This is a genomic window from Xenorhabdus sp. PB30.3 (genome assembly GCF_963895965.1).
Lineage (GTDB): Bacteria > Pseudomonadota > Gammaproteobacteria > Enterobacterales > Enterobacteriaceae > Xenorhabdus > Xenorhabdus stockiae.
Genome location: NZ_CAWQMW010000155.1, coordinates 1 through 22,036, shown reverse-complemented (window position 1 = coordinate 22,036; position 22,036 = coordinate 1). Strand labels below are relative to the sequence as shown.

Here is a 22,036-nt window from a genome sequence, read left to right as displayed (position 1 = left end):
CAATCCCTTTCTATGGGATACGTAATTGCACAAACCCGCTTCGGCGGGTTTTTTTATGGGTGAAATATGACAAAACCAGAATTTATCTGGCGACCGCAGGATAACTATGAGGTCAGCCATGAACCGCGGGTCAAAGTAATTAAGTTTGGCGATGGCTACGAGCAGCGCATCAAAGATGGCATCAATAACCAGTTAAAACGCTACCAGCTTAATTTTGCCGGGAGTGCTGATACAGGGCGGGCGATTGATGCGTTCTTACGCGCACGGGGTGCGGTGGAATCGTTTGTCTGGCTAACCAGTGACGATAATCAGTTACGCACGTTTGTGTGTCGTTCGTGGACGGTCAACCGCCATCGGGTGCGCTGGTCAGTCAGTTGTGTGTTTGAGGAGATCGTGGTATGAGGGATATTCCGAAAGCAATGCGGGTTGCCGTCACTGAACTGGGCCAGAACGCGATCCTGAATCTGTATGAAATCGATTTAACGATGTTTGGTGGCGATATCTACCGTTTCCATGATGGTATGAACGGCAAGTTACAGCCGGTGATTTGGCAGGGGCTGCGCTATGAGCCGTATCCGGTGGAGGTGACCGGGTTTGAGATGAGTGGAAAAGGCCCCAGTTCCCGTCCGAAAATGGTGTTTGCCAATATCAATGGCTTGCTGACTGCCATCAATCAGGATTTCAATGATGCGCTGGGCGCGGTCGTCACCCGCCGTCAGGTGCCGGAGTTGTATCTGGATGCGGTCAACTTTCCGAATGGCAACCCACAGGCCGATCCGACCCGTGAGGCGGTGAGTAAATACCTGATAGAGCAGAAGCAGGATGCGAACGCGGATTTCGTGACCTATATCCTGGCCTTACCCAGTGAAACCGACGGGGTGCTGATTCCGGCGCGGGTGATTCAGGCCGACATCTGTTGCTGGCAGTACCGTTCAGCCGATTGTGGCTATGATGGCCCACCGGTGGCGGATGAAAAAGACCAGCCCACCACTCACCCATTGAAAGACCGGTGCTCAAAGAAATACAGCGGTTGCACTCTGCGTTATCCCCGTCCTTTGTCTATGCCCTTTGGCGGCTTTTTAGGCGCTAACAAGTTAGGTTAATCATGATTGAACACCACATTATCGCCCACGCGAAAGCGGAAGGGGTGAGGGAATCGTGCGGCCTGATTGCCGGTGGCCGCTATTTCCCGTGCCGTAATATTTCATCGGATCCTGAGCACTATTTCGAGATTAACCCGGATGACTGGATAACGGCAGAGTGCTTTGCCGATATCGAGGCCATTGTGCACAGTCACCCCAATGGCAAGCCCCGATTAAGTACCGTCGACCGCACGCAGCAACTCAAGATGGGCCTGCCGTGGTGGCTGGCTTGTGGTGATCGGGTGCACCAATTTCGCCCGGTGCCGCGTTTATTAGGCCGGGCATTTGTCCACGGAATACAGGATTGCTATTCGTTGATCCGCGATGCCTATCATCTGGCAGGCATTGAATTAGACGATATTCCCCGTGACGATGCGTGGTGGAACGCGGGGCAGAACCTTTATCTCGATAACAGCTTAAGTCAGGGCTTTGAGCAGGTGGATGAGATCCAGCCCGGCGACATCATTCTCATTTGTCTGGGGAGTCAGACGCCCTGTCACGGGGCGATTTACCTCGGCAATCAGCAAATCCTGCATCACAGGCCAGATCGCATCAGCAAGCGCGATGTTTACGGCGGTTACTGGCTCAAATACACACATTCAGTCTGGAGACATCCACAATGGTCAGGTTACAGCTTGGAGGCCATCTCAGAAGATTTGGCCGTCGTTATGAGTTAGAGGTGCGTGATGCAGCAGAAGCGGTCAGGTGCCTGTGTTATCAGTTAACAGGGTTTCAGCAGGCGCTGGCTGACGGACAGTTCCGCATTCGCATTGCCGGGCGGGATATGACAGAACAATCCATTTCGGCAGGTATGAATCACCCGCTGAATGACGGCGATACCGTGACGATTGTGCCGGTGGTCAGGGGGGCAGGCGGAAATAGCGCGGGGATAGGCATGGCGGTGTTGGGCGTGGTGGCGATTGCTGCGGCATTCTGGACGGGCGGAGCGTCGATTGCCATGTGGAGTGCATACACAGCGGGGCTGGCGATGGCGGGGGTGGCCCTGCTGGCGGCTGGGATGGCGACCATGCTGACCAAAATGCCGGAGAGTCCGTCGATGGGTTCCAGCAAAACCGAGGGCAACCGCTATTTCAGTTCACTGGAAAACCGTATCGGGCAGGGTTATCCGGTGCCCATTGCTTACGGTGAGCTGGTGGTGGGGTCGAACGTGATTTCTCAGGGTCTGGAGACAGAATAATGGCTAAAGGTGGCGGCAAGGGCAGTACCCCGAAACTGCTGGATGATAATCTGAAGAATAAGCAGTTTCTGAACATTGTTGATCTGATTAGTGAGGGACAGATTGAAGGGCCGGTCGGTGGCCTGCAGGGGTTCAGGATTAACGGCACGCCTGTTGTTGATAAGAGCGGTAATCCCAATATCCACGGCGTCACTGTCCAGTGGCGGGCGGGGACGCAATCGCAGGAGCCGTTAAGCGAGTATCCGTTTGTCGAAAGTGAAATTCCGGTCAGTGTTGAAGTCAAGAAAGACATGCCGATACTCCGATCGGTATCGAACCGCGATGTGGACAGGATCAGGTTTACCGTGGGCGTCAGCCAGCTTGTTAAGACCGATGATAAGGGCAATCAGGAAAACAGTTCGGTGCAACTGTCTATCGATGTGAATGACGGTTCTGGCTGGTATAACGCCAAGTTTGTGCATATCGGCCCGGCAAAAATCAGTGGGCAATATCTGGAATCCCACACTATTGATGCGCCGAAGAAAAAGCCGTTTCAGATCCGGGTGTCCCGCTTAACGGAGGACAGTAAAAGCGACCGGCTGCGTAATGGCACGGTCTGGGCCAGTTATACCGAAATTACCGATACCCTGATGAGCTATCCCAATAGTGCGGTGGTGGGAATGCGCATTGACCGCTCACTGTTTGCTGATACGCCTAAGCGGACCTATCACATCAAGGGCATGATTGTGCAGGTACCGGATAATTACTTCCCTGAGACGCGGGAGTATAAAGGCGTCTGGACAGGGCGCTTTAAGCCTGCTTACACCAATAACCCGGCATGGATATTCTACGATTTGGTGACCAATACCCGTTATGGCATCGGGAAGCTGATGGGATCGTTTGGCTGTGACAAATTCGCCCTGTATGCCATCGCGCAATATTGTGATCAGCTTGTGCCGGATGGCTTTGGGGGGATGGAACCCCGATTTACCTGTAATGCCTATATTGCAAACCAGCGTAAGGCACGGGATGTGCTGGATGATCTGGCTTCGGTCTTTCGGGGCATGCAGGTCTGGAGCGGACTGCAACTGACCTGTTTTCAGGACAGACCCACCGATCCGGTCTGGACATTCACGAATGCCAACGTGGTCGAGGGCAAATTTAACTACAGTGCAGCGGCAAAGAAAGCCCGGCATACGATTATTGAAGTCACCTGGGTGAACCCGGATAACGGCTGGAAAGAAGAACGGGAGCTGATTCAGGATGATGCGCTGGTTGACCGTCTGGGCCTGAATGTTCAAAAGGTAACCGCTTTTGGGTGTACCAGCCGGGGGCAGGCGCACCGGGTCGGCAGATGGATCATCGAAACCGAAAAGCTCGAAACAGATTCCGTGACGTTCAGTACCGGTCGTGAGGGGATTAATTGCATACCGGGTGACATTGTGGAAATTGCCGATAACACCTTCGCCGCTGCGCGTATCGGTGGGCGTGTGTTGAATTTCTCCGGTAAGGAAGTGCGTCTTGATGCGCCCGCCGAGTTTGCCTCTGATGAATCCGCTTATTTCTCCTATATGGGCAATGAAGGGCAGTTTGTCCGGGTGGAGATTGAATCTGTCAGTGGCGATGTGGTCACCCTGAAAGACGTACCTGCGGGATTGCGGCAATGGGGCGTGTTCTCCATCGCCAAGCGATCACTGGTCACCCGCTTGTTCCGGGTTATGAGCATTGCCGAAGACACCAAAACAGGCCATTACAATTTTACCTGTATTCAGCATGAACCCCAGAAAGAAGCGGTTGTTGAGAACGGGGTTGATTTTCAGGGGACGCCTGCCACGCAGAACGTGATCCGGATTCCCAATATTGAACGCCTGAGCATGGCTTATATTCAGGACAGTACGCAGGTGCAGGCCCGTGCGATGTGGGCGACGATGACGTTCAACCGCACGATCACCTTTGATGTCATGGTCTATCGTGACAATAAAGTGGTTTCGCACGGCAATACCAAAGAGCTGGAATATTGCTTCAGTGGTCTGGAAGCAGGGGTATATACGGTCGGTGTCCGTGCCCGTGACGACAACGGTATGTTGGGTGATGAAGCCAAAGTGCCGATGGTGATTGGTGCGCCGGCTGCCCCTTCCGTTATCACGATTGAGCCGGGCTTTTTTGAGCTGAAAGCCATCCCCTATATCAGTGCCCCCAAGACGCTGGATACCCAATTTGAGTTCTGGTTCTCAGACAGGTCAATCCCTGATATCAACGAGATTGAAACCAAAGCCGATTTTCTGGGGATTGCCAAGTTCTGGACAAAAGGGAGACTGAAAGCTGGAACCGCCTACTGGTTCTACGTCCGCAGTGTGAATGAATTCGGTAAATCGCACTTTGTCGAAGCGCAGGGCAAGCCGGATGATCGGGCCAAAGAGATATTAGACATTACCGGTCAGCAATTTTTGTCTTCTGAAAGCGGGAAACGTCTGGCAGAAGACATCAGACACAATGCAGACAAGGTTGGGGAGATAGAGAAGGTCACACAGGCGCTGGGTGATAAGACGATTGAACTGGAATCCACCACTCACCAACTGAGCAACAAAACGGTCAATCTTGAGGATCAGCTGGTGTATGTTGCTGAGGGGACGTTAGAAAATACTCGGTTCACCACAGAGGTCAGTCAACGAGTTGTAGAGGAATCCGCTGATCGCAAAGCTGAAATTTATCGACTTGAACAGGTTCAGGCTAACGACAGAGAAACTCACGCCAAATTTCAGGAACAAATCAGTGCTGAGGTTGCGGAGAATACTGCGGCAGCGCTGGCGGTTAAAGAAGCGCAAGCGACACAAGAAGCGGCTTTCTCTCAAGCACTGAATCAGGTTAAGTCTTCCCTTAAGGAGACTGAGGAAGGGGTACAGGACGTTGCAGGGCGTGTCACCCATCACTCGGAAGCGATAGCCAATCTCTCTGAGACGCAGGCGAAATTCGAGCAGACAACAGCATCCCAGTTTGCATCACAAAAAAGTGACCTCAGCCGGATTGAGACCTCCGTCACTAATACCGAGAAGGCGCTGGCGGAATCAATACTGCAAACATCGGCTGAATTCAATGAGTTCAATGAACGCCAGCTGACCTCAGAAGCTAAGGTCATTAAGAACGAGAAGGCTATTGCCACAGAGTCGGCAACGCGCGCTGAGATGGGGATTCAGATCGCGGCTAAGTTCGAAGCGTCAGAGGCTGCCATTGTTGAGATTAAGCACGCGCAATCTGAGACTGACAAGGCTGTTACGGAATCCACCTCGCAACTGCGGGCTGAGATTCAGTCGGGTGATAAAGGGCTACAAGGTGAAATCGACAAGCAGGCCGGTGAGTTAGCCTCAATCAGCAGTGCATTCACTGCGCAGCAAACGGCGATCGCGGATCTTGAGAAAACATCGACAGAATTGCAGGAAAAACAACACAGTCAGTACGAAGAACAGAAAGCGAGTCTTGGACGGGTCGAAAGCACCCTGACGACGGTTGAGGCATCACTGGCTGAGTCTGTCGTGCAAACCTCCGCAGAGTTCAATGGATTTAACGAAAGGCAGCTGGCATCCGAGGCTAAAATTGTCAGAACCGAGAAAGCCATCGCCGCAGAGTCGGCAGCCCGGACTGAGCTGGGATTACAGATATCAGCGCGGTTTAATGATAACGAGGCGGCGATAGTTGAAGTCAAAAAGGCCCAATCCGAAACCGATAAATCTTTAGTGGAAACGAGCAGTCAGTTAAGGGCTGAGATTCAGCAAGGGGATGATACGTTACAGGATGGTATCAATAAACAGGGCGGTAAGCTCGCTTCCATTAGCAGTAAGGTTGATGGTCAAAATACCCTCATTGCTGATCTTGAAAAAGCCTCCTCTGAAATCCTCGCGTTACAAAAAAGCCAGTATGACGCCCAGCAGGCTCAGATAGCCCGATTAAACCAAACCGTCACCACGCAGGAGTTGTCACAGGCGGAATCTGCCCTGCAACTGGCGGCACAAGCCAGCGGAGCCGCGGGTGAGCAGCGACAAATTCGAGCCGAAATCTCACGAGTAGATCGCGCCTTCGCGGATGAAAAAACGGCGACGGCTGAATCCTTTAAAGAGGTTAAAGCAGATATTGTGGACGTCAAGAATGACGTGAAAACCGAGGTCAAGACCAGTATTCAGAACAGCCAGAAAGCGATTGCCAAAATGGACAAAGCGTTGGCGGACAGTGAACAGCGTACTCAGGCACAATTTAATAATCAGTCTGCCATTATCCGCGAGAAAGCGACGGCGGTGTTTGATATCGACGGCAATGGCTATGCCATCAAGGATATCGGGGCGGGCGTCTGGTTTAACGGTCAGTTTTATAAATCCGGTATGGTCATCGGTGCTGAGGTGAAAAACGGCACGGTGGAAACCCACTTCGGCGTCAGCGCCAACCAGTTTACGGTGGTCAATCCCACTAATGGCAAGCTGGAATCGGTTTTTATGGTGAAAGACGGGCAGGTGTTTATCAAGGAAGCCTTTCTGGGCACGGCAGTCATTGACGGGGCCAAAATCAACGATGCATCCATTACGATGGCAAAAATTGCTGACGGGCTGCGCTCAGATAACTGGCCGCACAGTGGCTGGAATCTGCCGAAGAACGGGGCGTTTGAGATGAAAGGCACATCAGGCGGAGTAAGGATTGCTCTCGATAATACCGGACTGGCGGTGTTTGATGGCAATGGCGTGTTAAGGGTCAAGGTAGGAGAAATTTAATGAGTGACATCGGGTTATTGGTTCACCCCGGCGATGGCGGCAAACCTTATCGACTGGATTCAGAACGCGCGCAGACCTTGAGTCTGATACGCACAATAGCGGTCGATTTGCACGGTGATTACCGTAAGCAGGGCTGGCAACAATCCCGCCACATCCCGGAAGCCAAAGATTTTAATATTGTCCTGATACCGACCAAAACGGTCATGGTGGGGCAGGATGGCAACGTCTCTGCCATTGTCGATATCCGAATCCATAACATCCGCATGGAAGGGGAGTATCTGCGTTTTGAATACAGTGACAGTCCCAATGGTAAACCCGACTGGTATGGCAATGTCACCGGCTGGTTTGATCCCTTTTTTGAACACGACCAGAATTTCTCTATTCAGGTGTGTGGCTATCCCAAGCATCGAGAATCCTTTGGCATTCAACTGGCGGGCATGAATGGGATTGCTACCCTGTCCAATCAGAACCGGATGGGTTACTGCGTTTACCGTGGCAAAGTTAATCTGGGTCGCTTTGGACAATGGCGGGTGCCGGATGCTATCCCGAACCGAGAACAGTGTCTGGTGTTTGCCCGGACGGAGACATCAGGGGCCGCTGTTGGTATGAATCACGATAAAGTCATAATGAACAATGACGTGCCCTGCGAGGTCTCTGTTGTGATTTTCTCCAGCGGGTTCTCCCTCAGGAAACCCGATGTGGGCGTAGCAGTATATAACGCCTCCGGGGAGATGACTTACTCATCTTATTATTCGCCGTTTTTCTTAGGCGAAATGATCCCCGTTCGGAACGGGAGCGGTTCAGCTCAAAATATTGCCCGCCCGATGATACATCTTAACCGGTTGGCAAAGCTGGTCAGGAATATTGGGGGAAATCGCTGGCGCTTTGCCGATTCCGGTTTCAGCTTCTCAGGCCGCACTATTTCGGTGAATGAAGCCGGAAAAATGGATTTTGAATATGTTCAGGCGAACAGCTTCAGCTATAAACCCATCAATTACGACATCTACGCGATTAACTTCGACGACTATTTCTAATTTTCTTTTTTCAGGAATTTCTCATGATTTACACACAAGGCACACTTTCCACGGTGTCCGGCTCGGCGATTGTCCGTGGCACGGGCACAAAATTTAAAGATAACCTGAACGGCATTGCACCGGGGCAGGTGATCATTATCCAGTCCGGCAGCAGTAATTTGCTGCATATGATACAGGCAGTGAATTCCGATACCGAGCTGGTACTGGCAGATAACGCTAAAACCACGCTGAATAACGCCACTTACCAGATCCAGACGACGGTGCCCAATTCCATCTCCGATGGTGTCCGGCATATGTGCGCTATTAACAGCAATATCATCCAGTTCTTGCAGAATATGGATAAGTGGATGACGCAAAATAGTGTGGTGAATGTGACACTGCCGAATGGACAGACGGTGTCACTGCAATCGATAAAGGCGATGAATGAAGCGATTGTTCATATTGGGCAAGAACTGGTAGCAAAAGCGAGCCAGGGAGATGTTAATAATCGTCTCGAAAAAGCCAGGAACGGAGCAGATATTCCGAATAAATCGGCCTTTATTGGAAATTTGGGATTGAATAGTATTTTGGATAGCAAGTTTTCATGTGGACAATATCAGGTAGGTTCATCCGGTGGAGGGATTCAAGACTTTAACCTCATTCAACCAAACCGCACCTTCTATGGATATGCAGGTGCACTCAACTCATCGGGAATGTATGGGGCAGGTATAGACATTAGGAACGCGGGTGATGAGTATGGTTTTCAGCTTCATGTCCAATACAATGCTTCACGGATGAGAATCAGAAATGTTTATGAAGGCAACAAATGGACCCCGTGGAGTGATATTTTGATTGAGGGTATCACCGCAAAGGCAGATACCAATGGTTTTTACAGAAAATCGTCTCCTATCATTCAAATTCATCCGGCAGGTAAATTTACCACCAACGATGAATCCGAGGGGGCAACCGTCTCTAAACTCAGTCTCGGCCATTATCAGATCGTGGGCGTACTAGGCTATAACGCGGATGGTGCATGGGGTGTGCATGGCGGTATTACCTCGCCGAAGAACAACAACGGACTGGAACTTATTTATATTGATGACAAGGTGAACAAGGACGGCAGTATCACGATTGAGACGTTTCACCGTCAGCATGCCCATTTACCGGCACGCTTTCAGAACAAGCGGATAAAAGAAATTGTTAACGGGGAAAAGGTGTACTATCAGGACGGTGAGCCGTGTGATATTCCCGAAGGCTGTCGTTTGGATGTCCGTGTCCAGATGCCGGCGAATTCGGTGTGGAATGTGAAGCAGAAGGTGGCCGAGGCTGCCACTGATAGTGATCAGGCTGAACCGGTGGAGTAAGGAAATGATTAACCCGCAAAAAAATTGCGGGTTATCTTTGCGATTATTTATTTTATTTCATCGAGAAGAGAATAACGTGACTCAATTTTAACGTTAACATAAAAGTCACCGGAATTATCACCAAAATCACCAGGGAAATCGAAAAATAAGAGTATTAACTCACCATTGGTAGGGACTGTTTTGTGAAGCACACCATTACTAATTTCGTAGGATTTATCTCCAATTTTTGCAATTAGACTATATCGCGCTTCAGGCGATATACCTACGAGCCCTTGAGGTGCAGCCCACGGATTTGGTCGATTGTCAGAGGCATATTTTACCCATCCCGAAGCAATAACAGAGATAACATCGCCTTTTTGAAGTACAAGTCCTGTCGGTTGACCTTGCTCAAGGTTAGCAGGAACATTTCCAGACCAATCATACATAGTATTACCTCCAAATTATATTTTGAAAGCGATAGAAGAATTAAGATTGTGATTATTTAGTGTCAGGCATTTGCACCCGAACAGAAACAAATCTGCCATCGGGAATATCGATCAAATCACCGTCAGCGTAACCTTCACGTATATTTCTGGCGAAAGCAGGAGCGTCTGAGTGTTCACGGTGGTAGGTCATTAATTTGATGGAACCATCGGGTAGAACTTCATGGTTGACCCAAACCATTGGTAGATCGTTCTGACAGCGTGGGATATCGATGCTGCTTACCGCTCCATCATTACTAAATCCTTTAACGCCTTTAATGAGGTAAGTGCCTTTTGACAGGTGTTCAGCAGTGATGCTCACAGATTCGTCGTTGGAAGTAAATTTACCATTAGGGTGAATGAATATGGTAGGGGAGACTGCTTTTAAGTAACCATTAACTACGGTGGCGTTTTTATCTGTCCATAGATGACTGACTTTCGTATTACCTCCACCATCATTACCATGTATGATGGCAACACCATAGTCATTATAGGCTGAAACGAACCCAGCCCAAGTATCTCCCATTCTGGTTATATAACCGCATGACCATGAGTAACCTGTTCCAGCATTATTGGCTTGAAAACGAAATGCGTGCCCACCAGGGGGTAGTGACGTTATCCATGATGTAAATTCATTGCTGGTAGCAGGATTAATCAGACATCCTTTAATGAAACCAGAGCCATTATTGGTTACCCATTCTTGAGTCGCTGCTCCAATATTTTTCACGAATTTGGCTTTATCAGGAATATCAGAACCGTTCTGGTCTTTTGCTAAACGAGTATCGATATTGTTGTTTGCTGTGCTCGCCAAATCATACGCTTCTTTCACTGCTTTTGGTGTTGCTGCCATTGTCTCACTATCGCTAACATCATTACTCAGGACAACAAATCCTTTATCTTGCAGCGTAGCATCTGGGTGATTACGGCTCGCAGCGTGTTCTGCAATAGCTTCTTTGACATATTCTGGCGTTGTAACGATCACGAGATTACTCTCGTCTGAGACAGGTACATCTGGCTTTTTGTCTTGCATATTCATTCCCTCATCTAATCAACAATACACATTGCTAAATAACATGAAGGCGGTGGGAGACTTCTCCGCCGGTGAACATCAATAAAAGGGTTCATCAATACGGGAAAGTACGGTTTGACTAATATTTGATAGGCAGCATGTTTTGTTGGCAGGATGACATAAAATGACAGGCGGGGAATTAATGAAATTTATTAGATGGTTGATGAAATTTGGATAAATATTCATCTTTATCTAATGGAGGTTTTTTATTTTCAGCTAAAGTCGGGTTACTTTTTCCTTTTTCTAGCCTTAATAAAAGCTCCGTGTAAAGCAATTAATTAATGGAAATGCTACCCTTGTCTATAAAGTCATCTATTCAAGGCACGGTAAAAAACAGGTTGAATTTCCTTCTATATATATGATGCAAAGAACTCCATAAAACACATGACATCATGCTAAGATCGAACTGCTGAAATATTGCTCTAAAGTTAGGTGTTTTTGATAAACAGGACAATATACAGGACAATTATATTTATCTTTCCTCTATTTTACCAATAAAAACAATGAGATAAATTTAATGTTATTATTAACAACGATATCCATGATCAGCTGTAATAAATTGGTTGCGATAGAAAAACCTTTCATAACATGTTGATATGTTTGTTTTTCAATATTTCTGACACTCATTAATGGCAACTTTCCCATAATATCACCCCAGAACTGGACATCTGTTCTGTACTGTCGGCCACGGGTATCGGAGTATCTGATAATATAATCAGTCGCAATAGAAGAAAGGGCTATCTGAGTTTTTTTTATATCGTCCATCTTCTTCATAACATTATATTTATCATTGAGTTGTGATGCAATGACAAATTGAACTAAGCCATCAGTATCGCTGAATCGATGGTCAGAGAGAGTGAAATGATCTTCAATATTATGACAAAAAAATTGTTCAGCCTGTTTTATCTGGTTTAGATAATTTTCACGCTTAATAATAATTTCGTTATCCATAATTCGCCTTCCAATAGTTAATAAACAATAATAGGGTTGATGATGATATTCGGGGCGCTGAATATCAGTTCCGGCCATCAATAGAACATATCTATTTTGTGGGTGTCATCACTAAATTTTGTCAATAAGTGAGGAATTACAGCGGGTTGGCAAAATATGTGAAAGCTGAATAACAATTATCTACTAGTATGTTATGTTTAATCATATATATCCGTCGTTTTTCAAATTGAAATTCATAGGGTGTAGCTGGTCATAAATATAAAAATGGAGGAGTTATGTCGTCTAAATTGAAAACGGACTGTGCCTCAACACTTTCCATTAGCAGTGAAACTTCTGGCAGTAAGGCCTACCATTATTACAGTTTACCTCTGTTATCTGAGCAACTGGGTGAAATATCCCGCCTCCCTAAATCACTGAAAGTTCTGCTTGAAAACCTTTTGCGTAATATTGATGGTGATTCTGTTGTTGAAGATGACCTGAAAGCGCTGGTGGCATGGCAACAGAGCGGGCATGCTGAGCGGGAAATTGCCTATCGTCCCGCCCGTGTATTAATGCAGGATTTTACCGGTGTACCCGCTGTCGTGGATCTTGCGGCAATGAGAGAGGCTGTTTTAAGGCTTGGTGGCAATGTAGATCAGGTGAATCCTTTATCACCGGTTGATCTGGTGATTGACCACTCTGTCATGGTGGATAAATTCGGCACTGAGCAGGCGTTTGAAGAGAACGTTCAGATTGAGATGGAGCGTAACTATGAACGCTATTTATTTTTACGCTGGGGGCAAAAAGCCTTCAATCGCTTCCGGGTTGTTCCTCCCGGAACAGGTATTTGCCATCAGGTTAACCTTGAATATTTAGGCAAGGCGGTTTGGTATGAAAACCGTGACGGAAAGGATTTTGCCTACCCAGATACACTGGTTGGTACCGATTCTCATACCACAATGATTAACGGTCTCGGTGTGCTTGGGTGGGGCGTTGGCGGAATTGAAGCCGAAGCCGCAATGCTAGGGCAGCCAATTTCCATGCTGATCCCGGATGTGGTTGGTTTCAAGCTGACAGGAAAATTACGCGAAGGGATCACCGCGACTGATCTGGTGCTGACTGTCACACAGATGCTGCGTAAACATGGCGTGGTCGGCAAATTTGTTGAATTTTACGGCGATGGTTTGGCTGATTTGCCACTGGCAGATCGGGCGACGATTGCCAATATGTCGCCGGAATATGGTGCAACTTGTGGTTTCTTCCCTGTTGATGATATTACCCTGAGTTATATGCGATTAACCGGACGCAGTGAAGATGAAATTACGCTGGTTGAGGCTTATAGCAAACAGCAGGGATTATGGCGTCATGCCGGAGATGAGCCAATTTTCACCAGCAGTCTTGAGCTGGATATGTCTACGGTAGAGGCTAGTCTGGCAGGGCCAAAACGTCCTCAGGACAGAGTCGCGTTGGGTGGGGTTCCACATGCCTTCCAGTCCTCGATGGATCTGGATATTAATAGAAAGCAGGGGCTGCAATCATCTATCCCTGTGACAGTAGATAATCAGACATTTTCTTTGCAGGAAGGGGCGGTAGTGATTGCAGCTATTACCTCTTGTACTAATACTTCCAACCCCAGTGTATTGATGACAGCCGGCTTACTTGCTAAAAAAGCGGTTGAGAAGGGGTTACAACGGCAGCCATGGGTTAAAACGTCACTGGCTCCGGGTTCTAAAGTGGTAACAGAATATCTGAATCTGGCCGGATTTATGCCTTATCTTGAAAAGTTAGGCTTTAATTTAGTGGGATACGGCTGTACTACCTGTATTGGTAATTCAGGGCCGTTGCAGGATGAGATTGAGGCTGCGATTAAACAGTCTGACTTGACAGTCGGAGCCGTACTTTCCGGTAACCGAAACTTTGAAGGGCGTATTCATCCATTGGTCAAAACTAACTGGCTGGCTTCTCCGCCGTTGGTTGTGGCCTATGCTCTTTCCGGTAGTATGAAGCGCGATCTGACCAGTGAACCAATTGGGCAGGATCAGCAGGGGCGTGATATCTATCTTAAAGATATCTGGCCGAGCAGTAAGGAAGTTGCTGAAGCAGTGGAAAAAGTCAGAACCGAGATGTTCCACAAGGAATATAGTGCGGTGTTTGACGGCGATGAAAACTGGCAAGCACTGGAAGTTGAAAGTTCAGCCACTTATTCCTGGCAGCCGGATTCAACCTATATACGTCTTCCGCCTTTCTTTAGCCACATGACACAGGAGCCTGAGCCGGTAACGGATATCCATCAGGCTAATATTCTGGCTATTTTGGGTGATTCAGTAACAACAGACCATATTTCTCCCGCCGGGAATATCAAGGCAGACAGTCCGGCTGGGCGATATTTACAGGATCATGGAGTAGCGCCGAAAGATTTTAACTCGTATGGTTCAAGGCGCGGAAATCACGAAGTTATGATGCGTGGAACATTTGCTAATATTCGTATTCGTAATGAAATGGTGCCCGGTATTGAAGGGGGATATACGCGCCACATCCCATCACAAAGCCAACTGGCTATTTATGATGCGGCTATGCGTTATCAGGAAGAGAAAAAACCGCTTGCCATTATTGCTGGTAAAGAATATGGCTCCGGTTCCAGTCGTGACTGGGCGGCTAAAGGAACCAGCTTATTGGGTGTAAGAGTGGTTATTGCGGAATCTTTTGAACGAATTCACCGTTCCAACCTGATTGGCATGGGGGTATTACCGCTGGAGTTTCCACAGGGCATCACTCGTAAAACTCTTAACCTGACTGGGGATGAATTCATTGATATCGGCGGATTGAATGATATCAGGCCTGGGCAGGTTATTGTTGTGAAAATTACTTACCCTAGTGGGGATGAAACTCAGGTTAATGCCCATTGCCGAATTGATACCAATACAGAGCTCGCCTATTTCTATAATGGCGGCATATTGCATTATGTTATCCGCAATATGTTGAAGTAAAAATAAGCATTGCTGAAATGAAAAACTGCGCCCACACCGACGCAGTTTTTATTTTCTTTTCTGTAGAAAGAAATTAGCTGGATTTGGACAGCAGATGCCCCATCAGGCGCGCTTTTGTATCAAGGTAGTAAGCGTTATTAGGGTTACGCCCTACAATAAGCGGCACACGCTCGACAATGTTAATGCCGGCTCCGACCATAATCTCCATTTTTTGCGGATTATTCGTCAGAAGACGGATAGCACGTACACCCAGTAATTTATACATGTCTGAACACAGAGTGAAATCTCGCTCATCGGCAGCGAAACCTAATTGATGGTTCGCTTCGACAGTATCAACACCTTTATCCTGCAATGCATAGGCCCGAATTTTATTCAGCAGACCAATATTGCGGCCTTCCTGGCGGTGATACAGCAGAACACCCCGGCCTTCCTGGCTGATTTGTGACAGAGCAGCTTCGAGTTGAAAACCACAGTCGCACCTTAAGCTAAATAAAGCATCTCCGGTCAGGCACTCTGAATGGATGCGGGATAAAACCGGCTCATCACCAGAAATGTCACCATACACAAGGGCAACATGATCACGGCCTGTTTCTATCTCTTCAAATCCAATCATCAGAAATTCGCCCCAGGGAGTGGGCAGTTTGGCTTCAGCTACTCGTGTTAGCTGTATGTTTGTATTCATATGTTGATTTAGCTCGTTACAATGACAATATTGCGATACTCAGAACAATACCAGTTTGGAAATCAGCTAAAACTACGCAAAAATTTTCTCTGATTACAGTGCATGTACGCATCGCGAGTATAACAGAAATTATGCTTATGTTCGTAGATAAAGATATGTCGGATTTTTGGATAAAGCACAGGAGAGACAATTGCAGTTTGCAGTAATATTAACATGCTAAACTGTAAACATATTTTTGTAGACATATCCGGTGCCTTTATGCCGGTGAAAATTCACATACAGCGATACATCTAGTCATTTGTTTTACTTGGATATGCTTGTTCGACGGAAAACAGTGACGGAATTACAGGCAGCAAAGTAGAATATTGTCACAAAAAGGGTGAAATATTGGTTTAGTGCAATAAAATACTTCCTTTGCGTAGATGAGAAATGCTAATTTAGCAAGCCACTATGTCTGTTATTTGGCATATCAATCAGCAACAATCGATAACAGGAAACAATGTGAAATATTTTCTGATCTTATTACTGGCACTGGTTGTTTTTGTTATCTCAGTGACACTGGGAGCAAATAATAATCAAGTGGTAACCTTCAATTATTTGATTGCCAAAGGTGATTATTCGATATCCACTTTGCTGTCGTTTTTATTTGCCATCGGTTTTGTTCTTGGATGGGGAATTTGTGGCGGGTTTTATCTGCGCACCAGCATGTCGCTAAGACGCGCGAAACGTAAAATTAAGCGCTTGGAGACCCAGTTGGAGCAGCCAGTTGAATTATCGACAAAAATTGTCTCTCAAGCTCCAGTGGTCCTGGACAAGGAATAATACTCCATGTTAGAGCTGTTGTTTCTGTTGCTTCCTATTGCTGCCGCGTATGGCTGGTATATGGGACGCAGAAGTGCTCAACAAGATAAGCAACAATCGGCAGACCGCCTGTCACGTGAATATGTTGATGGGGTTAATTTTTTACTTTCGAACCAACAGGATAAGGCAGTCGATCTGTTTCTTGATATGTTAAAAGAGGACAGTTCCGCGTTTGAAGCACATTTAACGCTGGGCAACCTGTTCCGCTCCCGTGGTGAAGTTGAAAGAGCCATCCGTATTCACCAATCCCTTATGGAAAGTGCCTCCCTGACATTTGAACAGCGTTTACTGGCAACTCAGCAGCTCGGTAGAGATTACATGGCTGCCGGGTTATATGATCGGGCAGAAAATATGTTTGTTCAGTTAATCGATGAAAAGGATTTTCGGGAGAGCGCACTTAATTCTTTGCTGACTATCTATCAATCAACCAGTGACTGGAGCAAAGCCATCGAGGTGGCAGAGAAACTGGTCAGGCTGGGTAAACAGCAATTCCGCGAAGAAATCGCCCATTTTTATTGTGAATTAGCTCTACAGGGAATGAGGGAAGACGGTTTCAGTGATGCTATCGGGTATTTGAATAAAGCTGCTCAGGCGAATAAAAATTGTGCCCGTGTATCGATCATGTTTGGCCGTATTTATATTGCACAGAAAGAATATACCAAAGCAACTGAGGTGCTGAAACGAGTTCTCGAGCAGGATAAGCAACTGGTTAGCGAAGTTTTATCGATGTTGCAGGAGTGCTATAGGGATCTTGTTCAGCCGGAAGGGTGGGAAGCTTTCATCCTGCGTTGCGTGGAAGAAAATTGCGGAGCAATTGCAGAGATCCATCTGGCCGACATTATTGAGCAAAAAGAGGGGCGTGATACAGCCCAGGTTTATATTAATCGGCAGTTGGAACGTCATCCGACGATGCGTCTCTTTTATCGCCTGATGGATTACCATCTGGCTGATGCAGAAGAAGGGCGGGCCAAAGAAAGCTTGCTTCTTCTGCGGAACATGGTGGGTGAACAGATCCGAACTAAACCAGATTATCGATGCCATAAGTGTGGCTTTACTTCTCGTTCACTTTATTGGCATTGTCCTTCATGTCGTTCGTGGGACACAATTAAACCCATTCGTGGTTTAGACGGGCAGTGACAATGTCACTTTATTGGTGGCGTTTTTTATTTATAAAATTTTTATGCGCGAAATAAAATTCATTTTAAAATTAAAGGCTAAAAAATGACATCCCATACAGGTCAAGCTTTAGGTAAGCAAGTTGAATCACCGGTTGTTGTTGCGTTGGATTATGACAATCAGGATGCAGCACTGGCATTTGTCGATAAGATTGATCCTCAATCTTGTCGTCTGAAAGTGGGCAAGGAGATGTTTACATTAAATGGCCCACAATTTGTCCGTATGTTGCACCAGCGTGGTTTTGACGTGTTTTTGGATCTCAAATTTCATGATATTCCTAACACCACAGCAAGAGCTGTAGCCGCAGCGGCAGAATTGGGCGTTTGGATGGTCAATATTCATGCCGGCGGTGGGGAAAGAATGATGACTGCTGCTAAAGAAATTTTATTACCTTATGGTAAAGATGCTCCATTATTAATTGCCGTTACTGTCCTGACCAGCATGGATCAGTCTGATTTGTTAGGCACCGGGATTGATGTGACGCCAGCTCAGCACGCTGAACGTCTGGCGAAACTGACTAAACAGTGTGGTCTGGATGGTGTGGTTTGTTCAGCTCATGAAGCACAACAACTGAAAGCAGCATGTGGTCAGGAATTCAAACTGGTTACACCGGGTATTCGTCCTGAAGGTTCAGATGCCGGGGATCAACGCCGTATTATGACACCACCACAGGCAATTCAGGCCGGTGTGGATTATATGGTGATCGGGCGTCCGATTACACGAGCTGAAAATCCGGCATTGGCATTGCAGCAAATTAATGAATCAATCGGGATTGTTCATGGATAATAACTCACGTCTGGTTTATTCAACAGATAGCGGCCGAATTCAGGAAGAAAAAGCCCCACCGGCTCGCCCTAAGGGTGATGGGATTGTGCGTATCCAACGCCAGACCAGCGGGCGTAAAGGCAAAGGCGTTTGTGTTATCACAGGAATTGATGCTGATGATCAAACCATTGCTAAGCTAGCCGCGGAATTGAAGAAAAAATGTGGTTGCGGTGGCTCAGTTAAAGATGGTGAGATTGAAATTCAGGGCGATAAACGCGATTTACTAAAACAGTTATTGGAAGCGAAAGGAATGAAAGTCAAACTGGCTGGTGGCTGATTTAGCTTTTCATCTCACTTTATCAATCTTCACAAGCTATGCAATGTAACAGACTTATGGCATAGCTTGTGTTCATAATTCCCGTTATAGAATCTTATTCAGCCTGAATCATTATACGCGCTGCTTTTGCCAGTACATCAGGGCGGGCCTTGGCGTTTTTATCGCCGGGTTGAGTGAAATAAGTCACCAATACCAGTGGTGCCCGGTTTCCTGTCGGCCAGATTACGGCAATATCGTTGGTTGAGCCATAATCACAGCGACCGGTTTTATCCCCGACAACCCAATCTTTTGGTAATCCAGCACGAATACTGGCATTTCCAGTGGTGTTTCCTTTTAGCCATTCCACCAGTTGCGTACGTTGTTTTGGTGCGAGGGAATCACCTAAAGTCAGTTTATATAGACTTTCTGCCATAGCCTGAGGTGTTGAAGTATCACGCTCATCACCCGGCTGAACCAGATTTAATTCTGGTTCTTTACGATCCAGCCGAAACATCGTGTCACCGAGAGTTCGGGCAAATGTTGTCATACTTTCAGGGCTACCTAACTGGTTAATGATTAGGTTCATGGCGGTATTATCACTGTATTGCAAAGTTGCTGCACTTAGCTCCGCCAGTGTCATACCAGTTTCAATATATTTTTCAGTAATCGGACTGTATTCAACTAAATCAGATTGTTTGTAATTAACTCTTTGCTTTAACAAATTTTCATCTGTTTCGCTTTTTTTCAACAGCGCAGACACTGCCATAAATTTACTGGTGCTACATAATGGAAAACGCTCATTTGTGCGATAGCCGATGGTTGAATTGTCTGCGTTATTGATTAAGACCACTCCAAGATGCCCATTGGCACTTTGTTCCAACGTAGTAAGCTGCTTAATTATTTGCTCTTGCTGAACGTTATCGGAAGATGCCTGAGAAGGGAAAATTATCAGGGTACTCAGCAAAGGTAAGAGGGTTACAGCACCATGTATAAATTGGGGTATGAATTTAGGGATGATTTGTTGTGTAGGGAATTTCATATGAAATTAAATGATGATTTAAGTTTTGTTATGAAACTGCCGCTTATAATAGCGGCAGTGTGTTTATGTTCTGGAAATCCCCGTTTTATTGGGTATAGCCTATTATGTTGATCCTGTGTTAACTAACAGGACGCGCCACGATATTGCGGGTTTCCATTCTGACTTCTTCAAGGCGCACATCGATAATATCGTTCAGGCGATAAACTGCTTCGCCTTTAATCAGGACAGAGCCGGTTTCCTGACTGCATTGAAGTTCATCACGGACGGAATGCAGGAATGGCCCCGGAACGAAAGCAATTGCACCATTGTCGACCAAACGAACACGCAGACCACCACGAGTGATATCAATAATCTCAGCAGCAAAGATTTTATCTGTGCCAGCATAAGGTTTGAGATAACGGGCATAGAGCCAGTCACCAACATCGCGCTCGGCCATACGGTTTGCACGTCGGCGTTCGGACAGCTGCAAACAGATCTCTTCAGCCGGTTTTTCTGCTTCAGTGTGTTGAATAACGGCTTTCAGCAAACGATGATTGATAATATCGCTGTACTTACGGATAGGGGATGTCCATGTGGCGTATGCGTCAAAACCTAACCCAAAGTGTGGGCCCGGTTCTGTTTTAATTTCTGCAAAGGTCTGGAAGCGACGGATACGGCTATCAAGGAACTGAGTCGGTTGTTTATCCAGCTCACGGCGTAATTCACAAAACCCTTCCAGCCCAATAAGTGCTTCCGGACAGGTTTCAATACTGTGTTCTTTGAGTACGTCAACAACCTGTTCAATCTGTGTTGGTTCAAAGCCGGTGTGAACGTTATAAATACCAAAGCCTAACTTATCGCGCAGGACTTTCGCAGCACAAAGGTTAGCTGCAATCATTGCTTCTTCAACAATGCGGTTTGCAGAGCGACGCTGTTCAGTGACAATATCAGTGACATTCCCGCCTTCATCCAGAATAAACCGGTAATCAGGGCGATCTTTAAATACCAGAGCGTGCTGTTGGCGCCAGTTATTACGGCGTTCACACATCTCTTTTAACAGTGTGATTTGTTCAGTGACAGCATCTGAACCCGGTTTCCAGCCTTCCTTACCTTCCAGCCAATCAGAAATTTCGTCATAAACCAGCTTGAATTTCGATTCGACCCAAGCGGCAAAGAATTGAATGTCATCACCTAATTGCCCGTCTTCCAGAATGGAAACCTGACAAACCAGAGCAGGGCGGCGGGCATTCGGACGAAGAGAACACAAATCATCAGAAAGTTCGCGGGGCAGCATTGGAATATTGAAGCCCGGCAGATAGTTGGTAAAGCTGCGTTGATAAGCGATTGTGTCCAGATCGCTGCCAGCCTTGATATAGGCAGTCGGATCGGCAATAGCAATGGATAATTTCAGGCTGCCATCATCATTTTTGACAATATGCAATGCGTCATCCATATCTTCAGTCGTTGCACTGTCGATTGTGACGAAATTAAGGGAGGTCAGGTCGATACGCTCAAGAGAACCATCATCCAACTGGCAATCTGCCATTGATGGGGCTTCACGTTCCAGACTGTGGCGAGTAAGAGTAACCCACCACGGAGCGAAGTGATCATCACCACGGGTAATATAGCCGGTTATTTCAGCATGGAAACCGCGATCACCTTTCAGTGGATGACGGCGCATTTCAGCAACTGCCCAATCACCTTGTTCAAAATTATGAGTTACCTGACTGGACGGTCGGCATGGAATAGAGTCTTTTAACAATGGATGGTCAGGAATAATCCATAGTCGGTTGTCGTTTTCTTTTCTCTGCACCCGGCCAACAAAACGGGTCAGGAAAGGTTCAATCAGTTCTTCTGGTTCAGCGACTTCTTTTTCTTTATCGGTATGAATAGCAGCACTGACTCGATCGCCGTGCATCACTTTCTTCATATAAGGAGGAGGAATAAAGTAACTTTTTTGACCATCGACTTCCAGAAAGCCGAAGCCCTTTTCTGTTCCTTTGACTAAACCTTCTACACGCAAGGTTTGAGAATGTAGTTGCTGTTTTAGCTGAGCAAGCAGCGGATTGTTTTGAAACATAATAATCAGGAGAGTTGTGGAGTTATTATCGATAATTTAGGTAATAGTTTTACGCGAATCGAGGGTATCGGGCAAGTAACATCTTATCAAAACACGAAAAAGTACCTAGTGAGAGTAATATTTATACAGCTTACAGATGATCATGCAGTAACAATAATAATATAAGATAATGTGCTGAATATTCACTCAAAGGTTAGCTCTGAATTTAATATCTGATGAATATAGTTGTTTATTTAAATAT

Annotated in this window: 18 protein-coding genes; 12 read left to right on the top strand and 6 right to left on the bottom strand. The window is 46.7% G+C overall.

Annotated elements, in window-relative coordinates:
- Positions 1-66 precede the first annotated feature (66 nt).
- From AACX38_RS15140 to AACX38_RS15110, 7 genes are read left to right on the top strand one after another with little or no spacing between them, the layout of a single operon-like run.
- On the top strand, positions 67-402 hold the full coding sequence (locus AACX38_RS15140) for a phage tail protein (protein ID WP_228863070.1): 336 nt from the start codon (positions 67-69) through the stop codon (positions 400-402).
- Positions 399-1,103 carry a phage minor tail protein L gene (locus AACX38_RS15135; RefSeq protein ID WP_228863069.1) on the top strand — a complete coding sequence of 235 codons (705 nt, stop codon included), beginning with the start codon at positions 399-401 and terminating at the stop codon, positions 1,101-1,103. The genes AACX38_RS15140 and AACX38_RS15135 overlap by 4 nt, the downstream gene beginning before the upstream one ends.
- A gap of 2 nt (positions 1,104-1,105) precedes the next feature.
- Positions 1,106-1,819, top strand: coding sequence for a C40 family peptidase (locus AACX38_RS15130; RefSeq protein ID WP_228863068.1), 714 nt, complete (start codon positions 1,106-1,108; stop codon positions 1,817-1,819).
- Entirely contained in the window at positions 1,762-2,340 is a 579-nt protein-coding gene (locus AACX38_RS15125; RefSeq protein WP_228863067.1) for a tail assembly protein, read from the top strand. Before AACX38_RS15130 ends, AACX38_RS15125 begins: the two co-directional genes overlap by 58 nt.
- The gene (gene gpJ / locus AACX38_RS15120; protein ID WP_228863066.1) at positions 2,340-7,073 is read left to right on the top strand and encodes a TipJ family phage tail tip protein; all 4,734 of its coding nucleotides are present in this window, start codon (positions 2,340-2,342) and stop codon (positions 7,071-7,073) included. The genes AACX38_RS15125 and gpJ overlap by 1 nt, the downstream gene beginning before the upstream one ends.
- Positions 7,073-8,107, top strand: a complete 1,035-nt coding sequence (locus AACX38_RS15115; protein WP_228863065.1) for a DUF6453 family protein — start codon at positions 7,073-7,075, stop codon at positions 8,105-8,107. The genes gpJ and AACX38_RS15115 overlap by 1 nt, the downstream gene beginning before the upstream one ends.
- Positions 8,108-8,130: 23 nt before the next feature.
- Positions 8,131-9,450, top strand: a complete 1,320-nt coding sequence (locus tag AACX38_RS15110; RefSeq protein WP_228863064.1) for a phage tail fiber protein — start codon at positions 8,131-8,133, stop codon at positions 9,448-9,450.
- Between the two features lie 47 nt (positions 9,451-9,497).
- Here the strand turns inward: AACX38_RS15110 and AACX38_RS15105 are convergent, their stop codons facing one another.
- The 3 genes from AACX38_RS15105 to AACX38_RS15095 all read right to left on the bottom strand — a co-directional run bounded on the left by AACX38_RS15105 (position 9,498) and on the right by AACX38_RS15095 (position 11,931).
- Complete coding sequence (locus tag AACX38_RS15105; protein WP_228863063.1) at positions 9,498-9,875, bottom strand: LecA/PA-IL family lectin; 378 nt, start codon at positions 9,873-9,875, stop codon at positions 9,498-9,500.
- A 52-nt stretch (positions 9,876-9,927) separates the two neighbouring features.
- Positions 9,928-10,941, bottom strand: a complete 1,014-nt coding sequence (locus AACX38_RS15100; protein ID WP_228863062.1) for a phage tail fiber protein — start codon at positions 10,939-10,941, stop codon at positions 9,928-9,930.
- A gap of 522 nt (positions 10,942-11,463) precedes the next feature.
- Positions 11,464-11,931: a hypothetical protein gene (locus AACX38_RS15095; RefSeq protein WP_228863061.1), complete on the bottom strand. Its 468-nt coding sequence runs from the start codon at positions 11,929-11,931 to the stop codon at positions 11,464-11,466.
- Between the two features lie 275 nt (positions 11,932-12,206).
- Between AACX38_RS15095 and acnA the strand changes: the two genes are divergently transcribed.
- A complete protein-coding gene (gene acnA, locus AACX38_RS15090; protein ID WP_228863060.1) occupies positions 12,207-14,897 on the top strand; it encodes an aconitate hydratase AcnA in 2,691 nt (896 codons plus the stop codon).
- Between the two features lie 73 nt (positions 14,898-14,970).
- Here acnA and ribA read toward each other — a convergent pair whose 3' ends face one another.
- Complete coding sequence (ribA, locus tag AACX38_RS15085) at positions 14,971-15,567, bottom strand: GTP cyclohydrolase II (protein WP_193757237.1); 597 nt, start codon at positions 15,565-15,567, stop codon at positions 14,971-14,973.
- Between the two features lie 513 nt (positions 15,568-16,080).
- Between ribA and AACX38_RS15080 the strand changes: the two genes are divergently transcribed.
- From AACX38_RS15080 to yciH, 4 genes are all read left to right on the top strand, one after another.
- The gene (locus AACX38_RS15080) at positions 16,081-16,401 is read left to right on the top strand and encodes a LapA family protein (protein WP_228863146.1); all 321 of its coding nucleotides are present in this window, start codon (positions 16,081-16,083) and stop codon (positions 16,399-16,401) included.
- Between the two features lie 6 nt (positions 16,402-16,407).
- The gene (lapB, locus tag AACX38_RS15075) at positions 16,408-17,577 is read left to right on the top strand and encodes a lipopolysaccharide assembly protein LapB (protein WP_228863059.1); all 1,170 of its coding nucleotides are present in this window, start codon (positions 16,408-16,410) and stop codon (positions 17,575-17,577) included.
- 84 nt (positions 17,578-17,661) lie between these two features.
- Positions 17,662-18,402 carry an orotidine-5'-phosphate decarboxylase gene (gene pyrF / locus AACX38_RS15070; protein WP_228859978.1) on the top strand — a complete coding sequence of 247 codons (741 nt, stop codon included), beginning with the start codon at positions 17,662-17,664 and terminating at the stop codon, positions 18,400-18,402.
- The gene (gene yciH, locus AACX38_RS15065) at positions 18,395-18,718 is read left to right on the top strand and encodes a stress response translation initiation inhibitor YciH (protein WP_228863058.1); all 324 of its coding nucleotides are present in this window, start codon (positions 18,395-18,397) and stop codon (positions 18,716-18,718) included. The genes pyrF and yciH overlap by 8 nt, the downstream gene beginning before the upstream one ends.
- A gap of 94 nt (positions 18,719-18,812) precedes the next feature.
- On the opposite strand, the gene bla is transcribed toward yciH, so the two are convergent.
- Together bla and AACX38_RS15055 are read right to left on the bottom strand one after the other, a co-directional pair.
- Positions 18,813-19,715 (bottom strand): class A beta-lactamase, encoded by a 903-nt coding sequence (gene bla / locus AACX38_RS15060; protein ID WP_370630593.1) that lies wholly within the window; start codon positions 19,713-19,715, stop codon positions 18,813-18,815.
- 139 nt (positions 19,716-19,854) lie between these two features.
- Complete coding sequence (locus AACX38_RS15055; RefSeq protein WP_228863057.1) at positions 19,855-21,795, bottom strand: exoribonuclease II; 1,941 nt, start codon at positions 21,793-21,795, stop codon at positions 19,855-19,857.
- Positions 21,796-22,036 lie beyond the last annotated feature (241 nt).

Excerpts from the sequence above, each read along its gene's own strand:
- AACX38_RS15105 (WP_228863063.1), bottom strand. The coding sequence starts at position 9,875 with ATGTATGATTGGTCTGGAAATGTTCCTGCTAACCTTGAGCAAGGTCAA.
- AACX38_RS15055 (WP_228863057.1), bottom strand. The coding sequence starts at position 21,795 with ATGTTTCAAAACAATCCGCTGCTTGCTCAGCTAAAACAGCAACTACAT.
- AACX38_RS15125 (WP_228863067.1), top strand. The coding sequence starts at position 1,762 with ATGGTCAGGTTACAGCTTGGAGGCCATCTCAGAAGATTTGGCCGTCGT.
- AACX38_RS15095 (WP_228863061.1), bottom strand. The coding sequence starts at position 11,931 with ATGGATAACGAAATTATTATTAAGCGTGAAAATTATCTAAACCAGATA.
- AACX38_RS15100 (WP_228863062.1), bottom strand. The coding sequence starts at position 10,941 with ATGCAAGACAAAAAGCCAGATGTACCTGTCTCAGACGAGAGTAATCTC.
- pyrF (WP_228859978.1), top strand. The coding sequence starts at position 17,662 with ATGACATCCCATACAGGTCAAGCTTTAGGTAAGCAAGTTGAATCACCG.
- AACX38_RS15135 (WP_228863069.1), top strand. The coding sequence starts at position 399 with ATGAGGGATATTCCGAAAGCAATGCGGGTTGCCGTCACTGAACTGGGC.
- AACX38_RS15115 (WP_228863065.1), top strand. The coding sequence starts at position 7,073 with ATGAGTGACATCGGGTTATTGGTTCACCCCGGCGATGGCGGCAAACCT.
- gpJ (WP_228863066.1), top strand. The coding sequence starts at position 2,340 with ATGGCTAAAGGTGGCGGCAAGGGCAGTACCCCGAAACTGCTGGATGAT.
- acnA (WP_228863060.1), top strand. The coding sequence starts at position 12,207 with ATGTCGTCTAAATTGAAAACGGACTGTGCCTCAACACTTTCCATTAGC.
- AACX38_RS15110 (WP_228863064.1), top strand. The coding sequence starts at position 8,131 with ATGATTTACACACAAGGCACACTTTCCACGGTGTCCGGCTCGGCGATT.
- AACX38_RS15140 (WP_228863070.1), top strand. The coding sequence starts at position 67 with ATGACAAAACCAGAATTTATCTGGCGACCGCAGGATAACTATGAGGTC.
- yciH (WP_228863058.1), top strand. The coding sequence starts at position 18,395 with ATGGATAATAACTCACGTCTGGTTTATTCAACAGATAGCGGCCGAATT.
- AACX38_RS15130 (WP_228863068.1), top strand. The coding sequence starts at position 1,106 with ATGATTGAACACCACATTATCGCCCACGCGAAAGCGGAAGGGGTGAGG.
- lapB (WP_228863059.1), top strand. The coding sequence starts at position 16,408 with ATGTTAGAGCTGTTGTTTCTGTTGCTTCCTATTGCTGCCGCGTATGGC.